Source organism: Mycobacterium sp. SMC-19 (genome assembly GCF_045310815.1).
GTDB lineage: Bacteria > Actinomycetota > Actinomycetes > Mycobacteriales > Mycobacteriaceae > Mycobacterium.
In genome coordinates this window covers 698,775-717,090 of record NZ_JBJIAM010000001.1, presented here as the reverse complement: position 1 = coordinate 717,090, position 18,316 = coordinate 698,775, and the positions used below count along the sequence as shown (strand labels likewise).

Sequence of the window (18,316 nt, the reverse complement as noted above, 5' to 3'; positions counted from 1 at the left end):
CATGGCTGAGAATTCGAAAGCGAAAGTAATTCCGCTGCACAAGCATTCGAGTTCCTTGCGTCGACACCCGTCGGCGCTGGCCGGCCCGGCCGAACAGGCTTCGGCCAAGCAGGTCGCCGCCGTCGTCCGCGAACTCGGCGAGCGCCGCGGCACCGGCGGGACCACCGGGGCCTCCGCCCCCACGCCGAGTGAATTCGCCACCCGGGTGGGTGCGGTCGCCGCGTTCCTGCGGGAGCGGATCACCGGCGACTACCAGGTCGACGAGTTCGGCTTCGACCCGCACTTCAACGAGGCCGTCGTGCTGCCGTTGCTCCGGGTGTTCTTCAACGACTGGTTCCGGGTCGAGGTCAGCGGTATCGAGAACCTGCCGGTCGATGGGCCTGCGCTGGTGGTGGCCAACCACGCCGGAGTGCTGCCGATGGATGCGCTGATGCTCTCGGTGGCGGTGCGCGACCATCACCCAGACCATCGGAACCTGCGGATGCTCGCCGCCGACCTGGTGTTCGATCTGCCGCTGATCGGTCCGACCGCCCGCAAGGCGGGCCACACCATGGCTTGCACCGCCGACGCCAACCGGCTGCTGGAGGCCGGCGAGCTGACCGCGGTGTTCCCGGAGGGCTACAAGGGCCTGGGCAAGCGCTTCAAGGACCGCTACAAGCTGCAGCGGTTCGGCCGCGGGGGCTTCGTCTCAGCGGCGCTGCGCACCAAGGCGCCGATCGTGCCCTGCTCGATCGTCGGCTCCGAGGAGATCTACCCGATGATCGCCGACGTCAAGCTGTTGGCTCGGCTGCTCGGCGTGCCCTATTTCCCGATCACGCCGCTGTTTCCGTTGGCCGGTCCGGTGGGTCTGGTGCCGATGCCGTCGAAGTGGCACATCGCCTTCGGAGAGCCGATTGCGACCACCGACTACGAGGCCGGTGCCGCCGACGACCCGATGGTCACCTTCGAGCTGACCGACCAGGTACGCGAAACCATTCAGCAGACGCTGTACCGGCTGCTGGCCGGTCGTCGCAACATGTTCTTCGGCTGACTTTTCGCGCGAGCTGGGGTCCCCCCTTTTGCGAGCGTGCGTGTCTGTACCCGACACACCGCGTCCGAGCGGTCAACTGTGCACCCTCGCGGGCAAAAAGCGGGCTACTTCTTGCCCAGGGCCCGATCGCGCATGGCCTCGAGGGCGGCGATTGTCTTGGCCTCGGTGTCGGCGTCCTGGTTGACCGACTCTCCGAGCATGGTGACCACGCTGGTCACCACCGGCTCGCCGTTCTCGTCGGTGACCTCGCTGCGGACCTCACTGACAACCGTGCCGTGCGATTCGATGACCGAGTCCAGGTAGGTGTCGAAGAACAGCTTGTCACCGGCCACGATCGGCCGGTGGAAGGTGAACTTCTGGTCGCGGTGCAACACCCTGGAGATGTTGATCGGGAGGTCGAACTTGTCGAAGATCTCCAGCTGCACCTGTCGGCCGGCGACCGCCAGGAACGTCAGCGAAGCCACCAGTCCCGGATGCCCGGCTTCGGTGGCCGCGGCCTCGTCGAAGTGGGCCGGATGGTCATCTTTGACGGAGCGGGCGAACTCCCGGATCTTCTCCCGGCCGACCTCGAAGTAGTCCGGGAACCGGTAGTGCGCTCCGACCATCCGCTGCGACTCGGTGTGTACTGACATGCCGGTTTACCCCTCCGCTCGCCGTGGTGTTCGGCGGCGGAAGTTTATCAGCGAGCAGCTCAGCCGCGCTCGTTCCGGTGCGCCACGGTGCTTGATGCGGTCGACCGGTCCTCGCGCGCTTCGCAAGCTCAGCCGCGCTCGTTCCGGTGCGCCACGGCCGCAGCCAGGGCCCCGCCGACGGCCCCCAGTGCCAGCGCCGACGGCACCCCGATCCGGGCCGCCCGCCGTGCGGTACGGAAGTCACGGATCTCCCAGCCACGCTTGCGCGCCATCTCCCGCAACGCGGCGTCGGGGTTGATCGCCACCGCGGTGCCGACCAGCGAGAGCATCGGCACGTCGTTGAAGCTGTCGGAGTAGGCCGTGCAACGCCGCAGGTTCAGCCCCTCCCGGATCGCCAGGGACCGCACCGCGTGGGCCTTGCCCGGCCCGTGCAGGATCTCGCCGACCAGCCGGCCGGTGAACACCCCGTCTACGGACTCGGCGACGGTGCCCAGCGCACCGGTCAGCCCGAGCCGGCGGGCGATGGTCTCGGCCAGCTCGTAAGGGGTGGCGGTGACCAGCCACACCTGCTGGCCGGCGTCGAGGTGCATCTGGGCCAATTCGCGGGTGCCGGGCCAGATCTTGTCGGCGATGATCTCGTCGTAGATCTCCTCGCCCAGATCGACCAGCTCCGAGACCGGCCGACCTTCGATGAAGGCCAGGGCTTTGCGCCGGCCGGCCGCGACGTCGTCGCTGTTCTCCTTGCCGGTGAGCTGAAATTTGGCCTGGGCGTAGACGAACCCGATGACGTCGCGGTAGGTGAAGTAATTGCGGGCGGCCAGCCCCCGGCCGAAGTGCACCATCGAGGAGCCCTGGACCAGGGTGTTGTCGACGTCGAAGAACGCGGCGGCGGTCAGGTCGACGGGCGCGGGCGTGTCGGTGTCGGCCACATCGACCAGCGCTCGCTCTGCGCTGGCATCGGTGGCCGGCGATGTCACGTCGGCTGCGGTTACCCGTTCGGCCGGGCCCGGTGATGCCATCACCCGACTCCTTCCGCGGCTGGGCTGTGGGGCCGGTGCTCCGGCCGTCCACAACCCTATCCGGCTACCGGCCCGATGACCCCCAGGTGATCGCGTAGATCACCCTTGAGGTCGAACATCGAGTAGTCCCGGAAACTGAACCGCCAGATGCCGTCGACCCGCTCGAATCTGTCGTGATAGCGGCCCGCGGCGATCACCTGGAGCGCGACGGCGTCGGTCTGCTGCAGCACCGTGTAGTAGGAGCGGCATGTCGCGGTCCCCGCGTCCTCGTCGATGTCGAGGATCGGGTTGGTGATCACATGCTTGGTGCGCGGCGTGCCGTCGGCATGGATGGTGACCAGCCCGCGCCACAACTGCAGGATCCCGGCGCTGTCGAGGACGACCGTGCCCTCGGGGTCGGCTTTGATCTGGGCGTGGGTGAACAGCGCCGCGGCGCCGTCCAGGTCGCCGGCATCCATCAGCTCCGCGTAGCGGTACAGCAGGTTCGTGATCGACACAGCGCTGGAATTCATGGCTTGCTCTTGTCCGCCGCGGGTGAGGGTGCTGCCGGCCTGTGGCCGGTCACACCGTAAGTCAATTCAGGCCCGACCGGCGCGACAATCCAGAGAACCTCGGTGGCCTCGGCAGGCCGCCGATATCCCTGCAACACTGGAACCATGACCCGCCACCAGGTACAGCTGCTCACCCGGGAGGGCTGCCCGGTCTGCGTGCAGGTACACGAGCAGTTGGCCCGGCTGGCGGCCGAACTCGCGTTCGACCTGCACACAGTCGACGTCGACGCCGCCGCGGCGGCCGGTGACACCGCGCCGCGCGCGGAATTCGGCGACCGGTTGCCGGTGGTGTTGCTCGACGGACGAGAGCACAGTTACTGGGAGGTCGACGAGGCCCGCCTACGTGCTGATTTGGCGGGTTCCTGAGGCGGTTCCAGCTTCGCCTCTCCTGCGTCGAGCCTCGCTGAACCGCTCGCTCATACGGCGGTTCCAGCTTCGCCTCTCCTGCGTCGAGCCTCGCTGAACCGCCGAATTTGGTAGGCCAGCGCTTTAGCCTCTACCGTGGAGTGAAGTTTCTTCACGGGTGACAGCAAGGAGCGGACCAGGTGATATTGCCGTGAGCGTCCTGCTCTTCGGGGTCTCGCACCGCAGCGCCCCCGTCTCAGTACTCGAGCAGCTCAGCACCGCAGAATCCGATCAGGTCAAGATCGTCGAGCAGGTGCTGGAGTCGCCGCTCGTCACCGAGGCGATGATCCTGTCGACCTGCAACCGGGTTGAGGTCTACGCCGTCGTCGACGCCTTCCACGCCGGGTTGTCGGCGATCGGCCAGGTGCTCTCCGAGCACTCCGGCATGTCGATGGCCGACCTGACCAAGTACGCCTACGTTCGCTACAGCGAGGCGGCCGTCGAGCACCTGTTCTCGGTGGCCAGCGGCCTGGATTCCGCGGTCGTCGGCGAACAGCAGGTGCTGGGCCAGGTGCGTCGCGCGTATGCCTCCGCCGAGGCCAACAGCAGTGTCGGCCGGGTGCTGCACGAATTGGCCCAGCGCGCGCTGTCGGTCGGCAAGCGGGTGCATTCTGAGACCGGAATCGACGCCGCCGGCGCGTCGGTGGTCTCGGTCGCCCTGGGTATCGCGGCCAAGCAGTTTGGCTGTCAGTTTGGCGAAGACGCATTGCAGGGACGGACCGCGGTGGTGATCGGCGCGGGATCGATGGGCGCGTTGTCTGCGGCCCACCTGGTGCGTGCCGGCGTCGAACACATCCACGTGGTGAACCGCTCGCTGCCGCGCGCTCAACGACTGGCCCGCAAGATCCGCGAGAGCGGTGTCACGGCTGACGCCGTCGCCCTGGACCGGATGGCCGCAACCCTGATCAGTGCCGACATCGTGGTGTCCTCCACCGGAGCGGTGAGCCCAGTCGTGTCGCTGGCCGACGTGCACCACGCGCTGGCCGGGGGCGACCGTGACGAGGCGACCCAACCGCTGGTGATCTGCGACCTGGGCATGCCACGCGACGTCGACGGCGCGGTCAGCGGGCTGCCCGGGGTGCGGGTCATCGACATGGACCGGATCCAGCGGGAGCCCTCGGCACAGGTCGCCACCTCCGACACCGAGGCCGCGCGCAGCATCGTGGCCCGCGAGGTCGCCACCTATCTGGCCGGCCAACGGATGGCCGAGGTGACCCCGACCGTGACCGCGCTGCGTCAGCGCGCCGCCGACGTGGTCACCGCGGAATTGCTGCGGCTGGATCACCGGCTGCCGGACCTGGAGACCGCCCAGCGCGAGGAGGTGGCGCGCACGGTGCGCCGCGTCGTCGACAAGCTGCTGCACGCCCCTACGGTGCGGGTCAAGCAGCTGGCCAGCTCGCCCGGCGGGGACAGCTACGCCGAGGCGTTGCGTGAACTGTTTGAACTCGATCCGACCGCCGTGGACGCGGTCGCGACCGCCGGTGAACTGCCAGTAGTGCCAGGAGGGCTTGATGTCGGCGCCGAAACCGGGTCGGCCGGGTAGACGCATTGGGTGAAGTAATCCGCATCGGTACCCGGGGTAGCTTGTTGGCCACCACCCAGGCCGGGACCATTCGTGATGCCTTGGTGGCTGCTGGACACCCCGCTGAACTGGTCGTGATCAGCACCGCCGGGGATGTCACATCCGGGCCTATCGCCGACATTGGGGTGGGTGTGTTCACCGCTGCGCTGCGCGAGGCCATTCTCGACGGCCGAGTCGATGCCGCCGTGCACTCTCACAAGGATCTGCCGACCGCTGCCGACTCCCGGTTCCGACTCGCGGCGAATCCGCCTCGTGAGGATCCACGGGACGCGCTGGTGGCGCGTGACGGATTGGTGCTCGGGGAGTTGCCGGCGGGTGCGGTGGTGGGCACTTCGTCGCCGCGGCGGGCCGCACAGCTTAGAGCACTGGGTCTCGGTTTGGAAATTCGCCCCCTACGAGGCAACCTAGATAGCAGGTTGAACAGGGTAAGCAGCGGCGAACTCGACGCCATCGTGGTAGCCCGGGCGGGTCTGGCCCGGCTGGGACGCCTCGACGCCGTCACCGAGACGTTGGAACCGGTACAGATGTTGCCGGCTCCGGCTCAAGGGGCACTGGCGGTGGAGTGTCGCGCTGGTGATACCGCACTGGCGGCGCTGCTGGCGGAGTTGGACGACGCCGACACCCGCCTGGCGGTTACCGCCGAGCGGACCCTGCTCGCCGAACTGGAGGCGGGTTGTTCCGCACCGGTGGGCGCGATCGCCGAAGTGGTCGAGTCCATCGATGAGGACGGCCGGGTCTTCGAAGAGCTGTCGCTGCGCAGTTGCGTGGCGGCGCTGGACGGATCCGACGTGATCCGCGCGTCCGGCATCGGCAGTCCGGACCGAGCCCGGGAGCTGGGCGTGTCGGTCGCGGCGGAACTGTTCGAGTTGGGTGCGCGCGAGCTGATGTCGGACGCACGGTGAAACGGTGCGTGGTGAAGTGACTGGGAGTAACGAATGGCTCGCCAAGTGAGCGTGCGAGGGCAGAAGCCCAAGCCGGGCCGCATTGTCTTCGTCGGATCGGGTCCCGGCGACCCGGGCCTGCTGACGACGCGGGCGCGGACGGCGCTGACGAACGCCGCGCTGGTGTTCATCGACCCCGACGTGCCTGAGGCGGTGCTGGCGCTGGTCGGCACGGACCTGCCTCCGATCGCCGGTCCGGTGCCCCCGGCCCCCACGGCCCCCAAGGCCAGTGACGACTCGGCCGACGCGGCCAACAACGCCGACGGCACCGCCGCGGACGATGACGCTCGCGCCGACGAGGCCGCCGCGACCGTTCCGGGCGGACCCGACATTCGTCCGGCGCTGGGCGAGCCGGCCGAGGTGGCCAAGATTCTGGCGGCCGAGGCGCGCTCGGGCTCCGACGTGGTGCGGCTGGTGGCCGGTGACCCGCTGTCGATCGACGCGGTCATCACCGAGGTAAGCGCGGTGGCTCGCACCAACGTTGCGTTCGAGATCGTGCCGGGACTGCCCGCCACGAGTGCGGTGCCCACCTACGCCGGTCTGCCGCTCGGCTCGTCGCACACGGTCGCCGATGTCCGTGACCCGAACGTGGACTGGGGCGCTCTGGCTGCCGCTCCGGGGCCGCTGATCTTGCAGGCCACCACCTCGCACCTGCCGGAGGCGGCCCGCACCCTGATCGAGTACGGCCTGTCGGACAGCACGCCGTGCGTGGTCACCACCTCGGGCACCACGTGCGCGCAGCGGTCGATCGAGTCCAACCTCGGTGGCCTGACCGAGGCTTCGGCACTGGCGAGCATCGACCCGGTCATCCTGCCCAACGGCCAGGAGACCTCGGCCGGTCCGCTGGTGGTGACCATCGGCAAGACGGTGAGCAACCGGGCCAAGCTGAACTGGTGGGAGAGCCGCGCGCTGTATGGCTGGACGGTTCTGGTGCCGCGCACCAAGGATCAGGCCGGCGAGATGAGCGACCGCCTGGTCGGGCACGGTGCTTCGCCGATCGAGGTTCCGACCATCGCCGTGGAGCCGCCGCGGAGCCCGGCCCAGATGGAAAGGGCCGTCAAGGGTTTGGTGGACGGCCGCTACCAGTGGGTGGTGTTCACCTCGACCAATGCGGTGCGTGCCGTGTGGGAGAAGTTCGCCGAGTTCGGTCTGGACGCTCGCGCGTTCTCCGGGGTGAAGATCGCCTGCGTCGGCGAGGCCACCGCGGAGCGCGTCCGGGCGTTCGGGATCAGCCCCGAGCTGGTGCCGTCCGGCGAGCAGTCCTCGCTGGGCCTGCTTGACGAATTCCCGCCCTACGACGACGTTTTCGACCCGGTGAACCGAGTGCTGTTGCCGCGCGCGGACATTGCCACCGAGACGCTGGCCGAAGGGCTGCGCGAGCGGGGCTGGGAGATCGAGGATGTCACCGCCTACCGCACCGTGCGGGCCGCTCCACCGCCGGCGACCATCCGGGAGATGATCAAGACCGGCGGGTTCGACGCGGTGTGCTTCACCTCGAGCTCGACGGTGCGCAACCTGGTCGGCATCGCCGGCAAGCCGCACGCCCGGACCCTGGTGGCCTGTATCGGCCCCAAGACCGCGGAGACGGCAGCAGAATTCGGGCTGCGGGTGGACGTGCAGCCGGAGACCGCGGCAGTGGGTCCGCTGGTCGACGCCCTGGCCGAGCACGCCGCGCGGCTGCGGGCCGAGGGAGCGTTGCCTCCGCCGCGAAAGAAGAGCCGCAGGCGATGACTTCGCTCGCGTTGACTCTGCGTCCACGGCGGAAAAGTGCGAGTAGCGTCCACCCTCACCGCAGAGTCAACGCGTGAGAGAGCGTCCCCGTCGGCTGCGTTCCACTCCGGCGATGCGCCGGCTGGTGGCTCAAACATCGCTGGAACCCAGGCATCTGGTGTTGCCGATGTTCGTCGCCGACGGCATCGACGAGCCGAGGCCGATCGCTTCTATGCCCGGGGTGTATCAGCACACCCGTGATTCGCTGCGCGCCGCGGCCGCCGAGGCGGTGGCGGCCGGAGTGGGCGGGCTGATGCTGTTCGGGGTTCCGTTGGAGGCGGACAAGGACAGCACGGGATCGGCCGGCGCTGCTCCCGACGGCGTGCTCAACACCGCGCTGCGTGACCTGGCTGCCGATCTCGGTGATGCCACGGTGCTGATGGCCGACACCTGCCTGGACGAGTTCACCGATCACGGCCATTGCGGGGTCCTCGACGCGCGGGGCCGGGTCGACAACGACGCCACCCTGAAGTGCTACGTGGAACTGGCCGTTGCCCAAGCGGATTCGGGCGCTCACGTGGTGAGTCCGAGCGGCATGATGGACGGGCAGGTGGCCGCGATCCGCGACGGTCTGGATGCCGCCGGGCACAGCGATGTGGTGATCCTGGCCTACGCGGCGAAATTCGCCTCGGCGTTCTACGGCCCGTTCCGTGACGCGGTCGCCTCGACCCTGGCCGGGGATCGTCGCACCTATCAGCAGGAACCCGGCAACGCCCGCGAGGCGCTGCGCGAGGTCGCCCTCGATCTCGCTGAGGGTGCCGACATCGTGATGGTCAAACCCGCGATGGGTTACCTGGACGTGATCGCGGCGACCGCCGCGGTGTCCTCGGTTCCGGTTGCCGCCTACCAGGTCTCGGGCGAGTACGCGATGATCGCGGCGGCCGCTGCCAACGGTTGGATCGACGGACGGTCCGCGGCGCTGGAGTCCCTCATCGGTATCCGACGTGCCGGCGCAGACATCGTGCTGAGTTACTGGGCGGCCGAAGCAGCCGGTTGGCTGGCGTGAGGGCTTCGCCGGACGGGCCGCGGCCCCCGGCCGCGGCTGCGCCTGACCGTCCCGCGGACGTCGACACCGCGTTCTGGCTGTGGCTGGCCGCCCTGCCGTTGATGACGTGCGGATACGTGGTGAACCTGCTGACCGCTCCAGAGATTCCCGCGGCGGCGGTCACCTACCCGATCGTCGCGCTGACGGCGATCGTGGTGATCGTGGTGGTGGCGACGTTTCTGATGTTGATGCGCTCCGGATATCGCTGGGCCCGCACCGTGTTGACCGGCGGCGGGATCGCCTCGGTGGTCAATGCGGTCAGCGCGCTGTGGCACGCCGATGCGAGGCCGGCGGTCGCGTTGGTGGTGGCTGTCACCGGCATTATCGGATCGGTGCTGATCGCCGCGGGGACGGTCCTGCTGCACCGATCCGAGGCGCAGGCCTACTTCATCCGGTAGCGGCTTACCCGTTGCCTCCCGCCGCCGTGACGGTGACGGTGACGCTGGTGGCGCCGCTGTCCGAGGCGATGATCAGCACCGGTGCGCCGGGGGCCGAGACCACGTGTCCGCCAATGACGCTGACCTGATAGCCGTCGGGGTAGACGATGTTCGGCACCGAGATCTCGGTCTGGGTCCCGGCAGCGAAGTGCCCTGCACCGCTGGCCATCTCGGTGGAGTAGCTGAATTCGAAGGTGCCGTTCGCGAACGACCAGGAGTCCGGGGTGCCGCCCACCGCAAGCGGATACGGCTCGGACAGTTGCGTCAGCAGGTCCATGTTGATGTTGTCTTCGGTCATCGGCTGGTTCAGATCCCAGTACCGGAGCATGGTGTAGTCCCAGAACATCCAGTTGTAGCCGTAGCTGTTTGCCGCATTGAGGGTGTCGGCGATCGAGCCGGCGTTGGTGGTTCCGCCGTACTCGGTGATCGCCACCGGTAGGTCGTATCTTGATGCGTAGTCGTCGGCGTTGCCGTGCACGATCGTCTCCCACAGTGAGCAGCCGAAGTTGCTGTCCATGAAAGCCGTTGTGGTGCAGTAGTCGTGGAACGCGAAGACGACGCGCGGATCGTCCACCTCGCCCAGGTAGGTCGGGATGGGCAGGTTGCCGGACAGCACGCTGGGTTCGATGTACAGCGGCGTGGCCGGATCGACCGAGCGGACCGCTGCGGCCAGCTGGTTGTAGAACGGGGTCAGCTGCTGGCCTTCGAAGAACGAGCCGCCGAAGATCGTCGACAACCATGTTGAGCCCGGCCACGGCTCGTTCATCAGCTCGTAGCCGATCACGTTGGGGTCGTCTTTGAAATAATTCGCAACGACTTGCCACATCAGCGCGTAGTGGTTCTGCAGTCCGACACCGTCGGGCCCGTCGGCGTTGGTCCAGAACGCATCCCAGGCGTAGTTCTCCGCGGGACTCATGACGTAGCGGAACGGGAACGGGGTGTGGGGGTTGGGCAGGCCGCCGTCCTGTGCCGCCCAGGCCGGTGCGCCGTCGCCCCAGAAAGTGGTGCCGTAGTTGTCCTGGTGCATGTCCAGGACGACGCGGATGCCGTGGTTGGACAGCGTCTGCGCGGTCTGGTTGATCAGGTCCAGATACTCGTAGTCGTAGACGCCGGGTTCGGGCTCGACGCCGGCCCAGATGATGCCGAGCCGCACCACGTTGAAGCCGTTGGCGGCCAGCAGGGCCGCGTCGGCATCGCCGAACCCCTCGGAGGCGGGGTAGAACGGTGGGTCTTTCACCACCTCGCCGAATCCGTGCAGGACGACGACTCGTCCGTCGTTGTCGACCAGCCAGCTGCCGGCGGTAGTGATGTCGGACAGACCTCCGGCCGGGGCGCCGTCGAGGGTGCCGAAATGGCCGTGGTCGCCGTGGGCGCCGAGCAGTCCACCACCGCCGCCGGCTCCGCCGAGCGCGGGTAGATCGCGTGGGCCGCTGTAGACGCCGTCGCCGGCATCGCCGCCGTGGCCGCCGCTGCTGAACAGCCCGATGGCGCTGCCGCCGTCACCACCGTGACCACCCGCGACGCCGGACCCGCCGGCAGCGCCGTCGCCGCCGTTTCCGCCGTGGCCGCCGCTGCCGAACAACCAGCCGGCGGCGTCGCCGCCCGCGCCGCCCGCCCCGCCGGACCCACCATTGAAGCCGAGGTCGCCGTCACCACCGTCGCCGCCGACTCCGCCGATGCCCATCACCACCCCACCCGCGCCGCCGGCACCACCGGAGGCACCGGCGCCCCCGTCGCCACCGGCACCACCGATGCCGAACAGTCCGCCGTGTCCGCCGTTGCCACCGGGCGTGTGGTCCACGGTGCTGTCCCAGCCGGCGCCGCCGTCGCCGAACAGCCATCCGCCGTCAGTGCCATTGACGTGCAAAGGATCACCGTCGACGCCATCGCCGATCAGGCCGCGCCCGGTCAGGGCGAGGAACGGCTCGTTGATGAAGTTGTTGACCTGCTGGCCGATATCACTGTGTATCCAGGCTTCGATGCCGGTGTGGATCGGGGTGTAGATGTATTGCTGGATCCATGCGGTCAGGTCAGCCGGGTCGTAGGCTGCCGGACCCGCCGCCGCACCCGGGATGCTGAGTTCACCGAAGACGGTGTTCCAGTGGGCGGGCGCGAAGAAGGTGTCCCAGGCCGACGGTGAGAGCACCGCGTCCCAGTCGAGCGTGTTGGAGGTGGTGTCCAGGAACGGCGCGATGGCTGCTTCGATCGCGTCGTCGAAGTCGGCCCGGGCTGCCGGCGCCACGGCCAGTGGCGCCAGTCCGAAGGTCAGGAAAGCGCCTGTGGCAGTGGCAAAGCCGATGGTCCGGCCGCTCATGCGGTCTGTCATGGTGACGCGTATCTCCTAGCTTGCAGGGGTGACTGTGACGGTGATGGTGCTCGCACCGCTGTCCGAGGCGATCACGAGGACGGGGGCGCCTGGCGCGGAGACGACGTGACCTCCGGTGACGCTGACCTGGTAGCCGTCGGGGTATTGCAGTGCCGGTACCGAGATCTCGGTTTGGGTGCCGGCGGCGAAGTCTCCTGAGCCGCTGGCCATCTCGGTCGAGTAGCTGAAGTTGAATGTGCCGTCTGCGAACGACCAGGCACCGGGAGTGCCGGCCACCGCCAGCGGGTACGGCTGGGCCAGCGTGGTCAATGTGGCGTAGTCGACGGTGTCGTCGGTTATCGGCGTGCTCAGGTCGTGGTACCGAATCAGGGTGTAGTCCCAGAACATCCAGCTGTAGCCATAGCGGTTGGCCTCGGTCATGGTGTCGGTGATCGAGCCGGTGTTGGTGGATGCACCGAATTCGGTGATTGCCACGGGTAGGTCGTACTTCGACGCGTAGGCGTCGGCGTAGCCGTGCACGATTGTCTCCCACAGCGAGCAGCCGAAGTCGGTGCCGAACAAGGCGGTCATGGTGCAGTAGTCGTGGAATGCGTAGACGACGTTCGAGTCGTCCACCTCGCCCAGGTAGGTCGGGATCGGCAGGTTGCCCGACAGCGTGCTCGGTTCGATATACAGCGTGGTGGTCGCGTCGACGGATCGGATCGCCGAGGCCACCTGGTCGTAGAACGAGGTCAGCTGCTGGCCCTCGAAGAACGAGTTGCCGAAGATGGTCGACAGCCACGTCGAGCCCGCCCACGGTTCGTTCATCAGCTCGTAGCCGACCACGTTCGCGTCATCCTTGAAGTAGTGCGCAACGGCTTGCCACATCTGCGCGTAGTGGTTCTGCAGGCCGATGCCGTCGGGTGCGTCGGAGTTCCTCCAGAACGCATCCCAGACATGGTTCTCGGCGGGGTTGAGCGCATACGTCCATGGCCAGCCGGTGTCGGGATCGGGCATTCCGCCGGTCTGTACGGCCCAATCCGGTGCGCCGTCGCCATAGCCCATGGGGCCGCCGAGTCCGGCGGCGTAGAGGTCCTGGTGCATGTCGAGCACGGTGTAGATGCCGTGGTTGGACAGTGTCTGGATGGTTTGGTTGATGGCGGCGAGGTAGTCGTAGTCGATGACGCCGGGCTGGGGCTCCACGCCTTCCCAGAGGATGCCCACCCGCACCACGTTGAAGCCGTTGGCGGCCAACAGCGCCGCATCGGCATCGCTGAACCCCTCGTTGTCGGCGGCGGGATAGAACGGTGCCCGCTTGTTGACCTCGCCGAATCCGTGCAGGACGACCACCCGTCCGTCGCTGTCAGTGATCCAGGAGCCGCTGGTGCCGAGGTCAGCGACGCCGCCGGGTGGGGCGCCCTCAAGGGTTCCGAAGTGACCGTGGTCGCCGTGTGCTCCGAGCAGCATGCTGCCGTTGCCGCCGGCGCCGCCGAGGGCGGGCAGCTGGCGGCCACCGGTGTAGCCGCCGTCGCCGGCATCGCCACCGTTACCGCCGATCCCGAACAGTCCGGTCGCGTCACCGCCGTCACCGCCGTATCCACCCGTACCGCCATCGCCGCCATCGCCGCCCTGACCACCGACCCCGATCAACCAGCCCCCGGCCCCGCCGTGGCCACCGATGGCACCCGTACCGCCGTCGCCGCCCGCCCCTCCGCTGCCGAACAGGCCAGCGCTGCCGCCGTCACCGCCGGCGACGCCGGCTTCGGTGCTGTCCCAGCCTGCGCCGCCGTCGCCGAACAGCCATCCGCCGGCGGTGCCGTCGGGGATAGCGGCCGTTCCGTCGACGCCGTTGCCGATCACCAGCGAGTTGAACGCCGTGTTGATCACATCGTTGACCGATTTGCCGAAGTCGCTGGTGATCCAGGCCTGCATACCGGCGTGCATCGGGTTGTAGAGGTACTGCTGCACCCAGTCGGCCAGGTCTGCTTGATCGAAGCTGGCCGTTCCGGGCACCGCTAGGGCACCCAATTCGGCAAGCACGCCGTCCCAGTGCATGGGGGCCAGGAAGGTGTCCCAGGCGGTGGGGGAGAGCACGGCGTCCCAGTCGAGGGTGTTGGTGGTGGTGTCCACGAAGGGTGCGATGGCTGCTTCGATCGCGTCATCGAAGTCGGCCTGGGCCACGGGGGCAAGGGCCAACGGCGCCAATCCGAATACCAAGAACGCGCCGGCAGTGACACCGAAACCGGCTAGGCGACGTCGTGCCTGGGTGTGGCGCAACCGATGAGTACGCGTGGCGGAACGCTGACGAGTCATTGCCGATACCCCTGGCGACGTAATTTCTCAGGTAGCCGTGACCCTGAGCAGGAATTCTAATAATTCCCTGCGTCAATCCTGGCAATCGTCAGCCGTGAACTGAAACACCAAACCGCTGCCCCATTGACAACTTCGGCGTGCTGAATTCAGGCGGTTGTCGGCCTGCTCTCCATGGTGTGGACGAGCTCGGGCTCCCGGTCCCGCACGGCGAGCGCGACCTCGAGAAACTGGGCGACCAGCGGGGAGCGTTCGTCGCGGTGCCAGCCAAGTGCGATCGCCGAGCCGGGCCAGTCGTTGATCGCCAGGAATTGCACGCCCGGGAGCGGCATGAAGTTCATGACCACTGCGCTGGTGACCGCGATAGCCGCTCCGGCCGCCACCAGTTGTGCTTCCTCGGTGATCGAGTTGATGGGAACGTGGCGGGCCTTGGTTGACTCGTCGCGTGCCGCCTCCAGGCACCAGAATGCGCGGTACGCCTCGTCAACGGTGTCCCCGTTGGTGATCGGGTCACTGACGAGATCCCGTGCGTACACCGAACCCCGTCCGGCCAGGTGGTGCGAGCTCGCCACCATCGCCACGACCGGATCGACGAACAACACCTCTGTCTCGATATTGGGTATGCCTTTCGGCAGGCGCACGAACGCCACGTCGGTGGCACCTGATGCCAGCCCGGCCGATGAGTCGTGGACCGGAAACTCTTGCATCTCAACGACGACGGCGGGGTGGCGTTCCCCGAACTCGGCCAGGATCAACGGTGTCAGTTCGAGGGCGGCGCCGGGGACATAGCCCAGCCGCAGCGTGCCGGCCAGCCCGCGAGCGGCCCGTCGGGCGGCTGATGCCGCATCATCGAGAACGGCGAGCGCGGTGCGCGCTCCCTCCAGGAAGGCTTCGCCCGCGGGCGTCAACGTCACCTTGCGGGTGGTTCGCTCCAGCAGCTTGGCGCCGACGAGGTTCTCGAGCTCTTTGATCTGGCGGCTGAGGGCCTGCTGGGCCAGGTGAACGCGTTCCGCTGCCTTGCTGAAGTGCAGCTCTTCGGCCACCGCCACGAAGTAGCCCAACTTGCGGGTGTTGATCTCAATGGGGCCAAGCATAGCCCGGGCAAATTGTGTCGTGGGTCACACTGTGCCGGACGGGCTGCCAGCCGCCGTCACGGTGACGGTGACGGTGGTGGCGCCGCTGTCCGAGGCGATGATCAGCACCGGCGCGCCAGGGGCCGAGACCACGTGCCCGCCGGTGACGGAGACCTGATACCCATCCGGGTATTGGATGGGCGGTACCGAGATCTCGGTCTGGGATCCCGCAGCGAAGTGGCCTGTGCCCCCAGCCATCTCGGTGGAGTAGCTGAGCTCGAAGGTGCCGGCGTTGAAAGACCAGGATGTTGGGGTACCGGCAACGGCCTGCGCGTAGGGCGCCGACGAAACTTCCAGCCTGGACCAATCCACATTGTCGCCGACCGGCGGCTTGCTCGGGTCGAAGACCAGGGCGTTGCCCGGGGCGGTGCCGGTAATGGCCGGCACCCCGTTGTAGGCCCACTGCGACCAGCCCCACATGCGCTGATCGGCGGCATTCATCACGTTGGAGATCTCCTCGGCGCCGTTCGCGGAGCCGAACTCCGATATCAACCCCGGGACGCCGTACTTGCTCGTGTACGCCTCGCCGTTGTTGGCAATCAGTTCGATGTAATCCGGGCACAGCGGCATGAAGACTGAGCCGAAGACGTTCAACATGCAGTAGTCGTGGAATGCGAAGACACCGTGCGGGTCGTCCACCTCACCCAGCTGCGTCGGCACCGACTGGTTGAAAAGGGTGTTCGGCTCGAAGATCAATGGCGTGGTCGGGTCGACCGACCGGATCGCCGCGCTGACCTGGTTGTAGAACGGGGTCAGCTGTTGAGCTTCGTAGAAGGAATTGCCGAATATCGTTGACAGCCACGTGGAACCGGCCCACGGCTCGTTGATGATCTCGTAGCCGGCGATGTTGGGGTCGTCCTTGAAATAGTCCGCGACGGCTTGCGACATCCGTGCGTAATGGTTCAACAGACCCACGCCGTCGGGCCCTTTGGCGTTGGACCAGAACATATCCCAGGCGTGATTCTGTGCCGGGTTGAGTGGGTAGTTGAGGCCGAAGCCGATGTCGGGGTTGGGCAACCCGCCGGTTTGGGTGGCCCATTCCGGAGCGCCTTCGCCGCCGAACACGGGGCTGAAGTCGTCCTGATGGAAGTCGATGATGCTGACGATGCCGTGGTTGGCCAGGATCTGCACGGTCTGGTCGATCGAGGCCAGATAGTTGTAGTCGATAACACCGGGCTCTGGTTCGACTCCCGCCCAGATGACGCCCAGCCGTACCGAGTTGAACCCGTTGGCGGCTAGAAATGCCGCGTCGTCGTCGCTGAACCCGCCGGCCGACGGCTCGTAGGGCGCAATCTTGTAGACCTCGTTGAACCCGTGCATAACAAGGACTCGACCGTCGGCGTCGGTGATCCATGTGCCGGCGGTGCTGATCCCGGCCACGGCTGCCGGGGCGCCGTCGAGGGTGCCGTAATGGCCGTGGTCGCCGTGGGTGCCGAGCAGCATGCTGGCGTTGCCGCCGGCGCCGCCGAGGGCGGGGAGGTCTCCGGGGCCGGTGTAGGTGCCGTCGCCGGCGTTGCCACCGGTGCCGCCGTTGCCCATCAGCCAGCCGCCGTTGCCGCCGTCTCCGCCGTTGCCGCCGAGGCTGCCGTCGGCGCCGTTGCCTCCGGTACCGCCGTCGCCGAACATGCCGGCGTTGCCGCCGGCGCCGCCCATGCCGCCGGATTCGGTGTTGGTCCAGCCGTTTCCGCCGTCCCCGAATAGCCAGCCGCCGTCGCCGCCATCGGGATGTTCGGCGGTGCCATCGGCGCCGTCGCCGATCAGGGGGCGTCCGGTGAGCAAAAGGGTGGGGTTGTTGATCAGGTCGGTGACTTGTCGGCCGAGGTCGCTGTTGATCCAGCCTTCGATGCCGTCGTGGATGGGGGTGTAGAAGTACTGCAGCAGCAGGGTGTTGGGGTCGGCGAGAGCGGGGCCGGCCAGTTCTCCCAGGATGGTGTCCCAGTGGGCGGGCGCGAGGAAGGTGTCCCAGGCCGACGGTGAGAGCACCGCGTCCCAGTCGAAGGTGTTGGTGGTGTCATCCAGCAACGGTGCGAAGGCTGCCTCGATCGCATCATCGAAGTCGGCCTGGGCGGCGGGTGCTGCGGCCATTGGCGTCAATCCGAGGGTCAGGAACGCCCCCGCGGCCGCGGCAATGCCGGCTACCTGGCTGCTCATGTGGCGGTTTGCTGCGGAGCTGTTACGGCGCATCATCCCGGTGCCCATCTCCAAGTTGCGGAAACCTGTGTAAAACATGTACGCAAGCAGAAATTTAGCCCTGCCTACTTGCGCGTAACTTAAGAATCGCCAAAATTGACCAGAGGCCGCGGTCAGGTGATGTGCGCTTCGGGGCCGCGTTAGGCTGACCCGACATGTCTGAACCCCAATCGCAACCCGCACCGCTGTTCTTCGAGCGCGGTGCCAGCTGGTATTGGGTGTTGTTCGGCCCGATCTCGGCGGGACTGCTGGTGCTGATCCAGAACTCCGGCGGCTACGGCTTTCAGCCCCTGGTTCCCACCGTGCTGTTGGTACTGGTCTCTACGATGCTCGCCATCCAGGTGAAGGCGGCGCGTATCCACACCTCCGTCGAGCTGACGGCAGACACCTTGCGGCAGGGCACCGAAACCCTCCGGATCGCCGACATTCTGGCGATCTACCCCGAAGCGCCGCGGCCTGTCGGCTGGGGGAAGCAGGAACCCCAGAAGTGGCAGGAATCCCGAGCGCTGGGCGAGCTGAGCGGCGTGCCCCGCCGCCGGGTGGGCGTCGGGTTGAGGCTGGCCGGGCGGCGCACGGTGCAGGCCTGGGCGCGTGATCACCGCAGGCTTCGGGCCGAGCTCAGCGAGCTGATTCCCGAGACGGTCCCGCCCAGTGGGCCTGCTGAAACCGACGTCGAGGACGGATCGGCCTGGTGAGGACCGTCCCGCTTTTCCGGGCCCTGGTCGAGCTGGTCTTGGCCGCCGCCGCGGCGGTGGGCTGCGCGATGAGCTGGCTGCAGGTGCGCTATGTGGTGTTGGTCGCGCCGGTCATCGACGGCGAACCGGCTACCGCCTCGGTGGCCTACCACCCCCGGATGCTGCTGCTGGCGTGGATGTTGGCGACGGCCGCCGGGGTACTGGTGGTGGTCGGCGCGGCGCGTCTGCGCCGGGCCCGCCGAGCCCCGGCTTCCTAGATACCCCGTGGGGG

At 67.7% G+C, this 18,316-nt stretch carries 16 protein-coding genes; 9 read left to right on the top strand and 7 right to left on the bottom strand.

What is annotated here, in order from left to right; translation table 11 throughout:
- Position 1 precedes the first annotated feature (1 nt).
- Complete coding sequence (locus tag ACJH5R_RS03485; protein WP_406781323.1) at positions 2-1,030, top strand: lysophospholipid acyltransferase family protein; 1,029 nt, start codon at positions 2-4, stop codon at positions 1,028-1,030.
- A 104-nt stretch (positions 1,031-1,134) separates the two neighbouring features.
- Here ACJH5R_RS03485 and ACJH5R_RS03480 read toward each other — a convergent pair whose 3' ends face one another.
- From ACJH5R_RS03480 to ACJH5R_RS03470, 3 genes are all read right to left on the bottom strand, one after another.
- Positions 1,135-1,662: a MaoC family dehydratase N-terminal domain-containing protein gene (locus ACJH5R_RS03480; RefSeq protein ID WP_406781322.1), complete on the bottom strand. Its 528-nt coding sequence runs from the start codon at positions 1,660-1,662 to the stop codon at positions 1,135-1,137.
- A 128-nt stretch (positions 1,663-1,790) separates the two neighbouring features.
- Positions 1,791-2,681: an HAD family hydrolase gene (locus ACJH5R_RS03475; RefSeq protein WP_406756429.1), complete on the bottom strand. Its 891-nt coding sequence runs from the start codon at positions 2,679-2,681 to the stop codon at positions 1,791-1,793.
- A gap of 56 nt (positions 2,682-2,737) precedes the next feature.
- Positions 2,738-3,193 (bottom strand): nuclear transport factor 2 family protein, encoded by a 456-nt coding sequence (locus ACJH5R_RS03470; RefSeq protein WP_406756428.1) that lies wholly within the window; start codon positions 3,191-3,193, stop codon positions 2,738-2,740.
- A 144-nt stretch (positions 3,194-3,337) separates the two neighbouring features.
- Here ACJH5R_RS03470 and ACJH5R_RS03465 point away from each other — a divergent pair, with 144 nt between their 5' ends.
- The 6 genes from ACJH5R_RS03465 (at position 3,338) to ACJH5R_RS03440 (ending at position 9,373) form a co-directional block, all read left to right on the top strand.
- Positions 3,338-3,598: a glutaredoxin family protein gene (locus ACJH5R_RS03465; protein WP_406781321.1), complete on the top strand. Its 261-nt coding sequence runs from the start codon at positions 3,338-3,340 to the stop codon at positions 3,596-3,598.
- 190 nt (positions 3,599-3,788) lie between these two features.
- Positions 3,789-5,180, top strand: a complete 1,392-nt coding sequence (locus ACJH5R_RS03460) for a glutamyl-tRNA reductase (protein WP_406781320.1) — start codon at positions 3,789-3,791, stop codon at positions 5,178-5,180.
- A 5-nt stretch (positions 5,181-5,185) separates the two neighbouring features.
- Positions 5,186-6,121 (top strand): hydroxymethylbilane synthase, encoded by a 936-nt coding sequence (gene hemC, locus ACJH5R_RS03455; RefSeq protein ID WP_406756425.1) that lies wholly within the window; start codon positions 5,186-5,188, stop codon positions 6,119-6,121.
- 33 nt (positions 6,122-6,154) lie between these two features.
- Positions 6,155-7,891, top strand: coding sequence for a uroporphyrinogen-III synthase (locus tag ACJH5R_RS03450; protein ID WP_406756424.1), 1,737 nt, complete (start codon positions 6,155-6,157; stop codon positions 7,889-7,891).
- Between the two features lie 73 nt (positions 7,892-7,964).
- Positions 7,965-8,936, top strand: a complete 972-nt coding sequence (hemB, locus tag ACJH5R_RS03445) for a porphobilinogen synthase (protein WP_406756423.1) — start codon at positions 7,965-7,967, stop codon at positions 8,934-8,936.
- The gene (locus tag ACJH5R_RS03440; RefSeq protein WP_406781319.1) at positions 8,933-9,373 is read left to right on the top strand and encodes a hypothetical protein; all 441 of its coding nucleotides are present in this window, start codon (positions 8,933-8,935) and stop codon (positions 9,371-9,373) included. Before hemB ends, ACJH5R_RS03440 begins: the two co-directional genes overlap by 4 nt.
- 4 nt (positions 9,374-9,377) lie before the next feature.
- Here ACJH5R_RS03440 and ACJH5R_RS03435 read toward each other — a convergent pair whose 3' ends face one another.
- The 4 genes from ACJH5R_RS03435 to ACJH5R_RS03420 form a co-directional block, all read right to left on the bottom strand.
- On the bottom strand, positions 9,378-11,738 hold the full coding sequence (locus tag ACJH5R_RS03435) for a cellulase family glycosylhydrolase (RefSeq protein WP_406781318.1): 2,361 nt from the start codon (positions 11,736-11,738) through the stop codon (positions 9,378-9,380).
- Between the two features lie 15 nt (positions 11,739-11,753).
- Positions 11,754-14,030, bottom strand: coding sequence for a cellulase family glycosylhydrolase (locus tag ACJH5R_RS03430; protein ID WP_406781317.1), 2,277 nt, complete (start codon positions 14,028-14,030; stop codon positions 11,754-11,756).
- A 146-nt stretch (positions 14,031-14,176) separates the two neighbouring features.
- Complete coding sequence (locus ACJH5R_RS03425; RefSeq protein WP_406781316.1) at positions 14,177-15,121, bottom strand: LysR family transcriptional regulator; 945 nt, start codon at positions 15,119-15,121, stop codon at positions 14,177-14,179.
- Between the two features lie 24 nt (positions 15,122-15,145).
- A complete protein-coding gene (locus tag ACJH5R_RS03420) occupies positions 15,146-17,311 on the bottom strand; it encodes a cellulase family glycosylhydrolase (RefSeq protein WP_406781315.1) in 2,166 nt (721 codons plus the stop codon).
- 194 nt (positions 17,312-17,505) lie between these two features.
- On the opposite strand from ACJH5R_RS03420, the gene ACJH5R_RS03415 reads away from it, so the two are divergent.
- Entirely contained in the window at positions 17,506-18,045 is a 540-nt protein-coding gene (locus tag ACJH5R_RS03415) for a hypothetical protein (RefSeq protein WP_406756417.1), read from the top strand.
- 68 nt (positions 18,046-18,113) lie between these two features.
- The gene (locus ACJH5R_RS03410; RefSeq protein ID WP_406756580.1) at positions 18,114-18,302 is read left to right on the top strand and encodes a hypothetical protein; all 189 of its coding nucleotides are present in this window, start codon (positions 18,114-18,116) and stop codon (positions 18,300-18,302) included.
- Positions 18,303-18,316 lie beyond the last annotated feature (14 nt).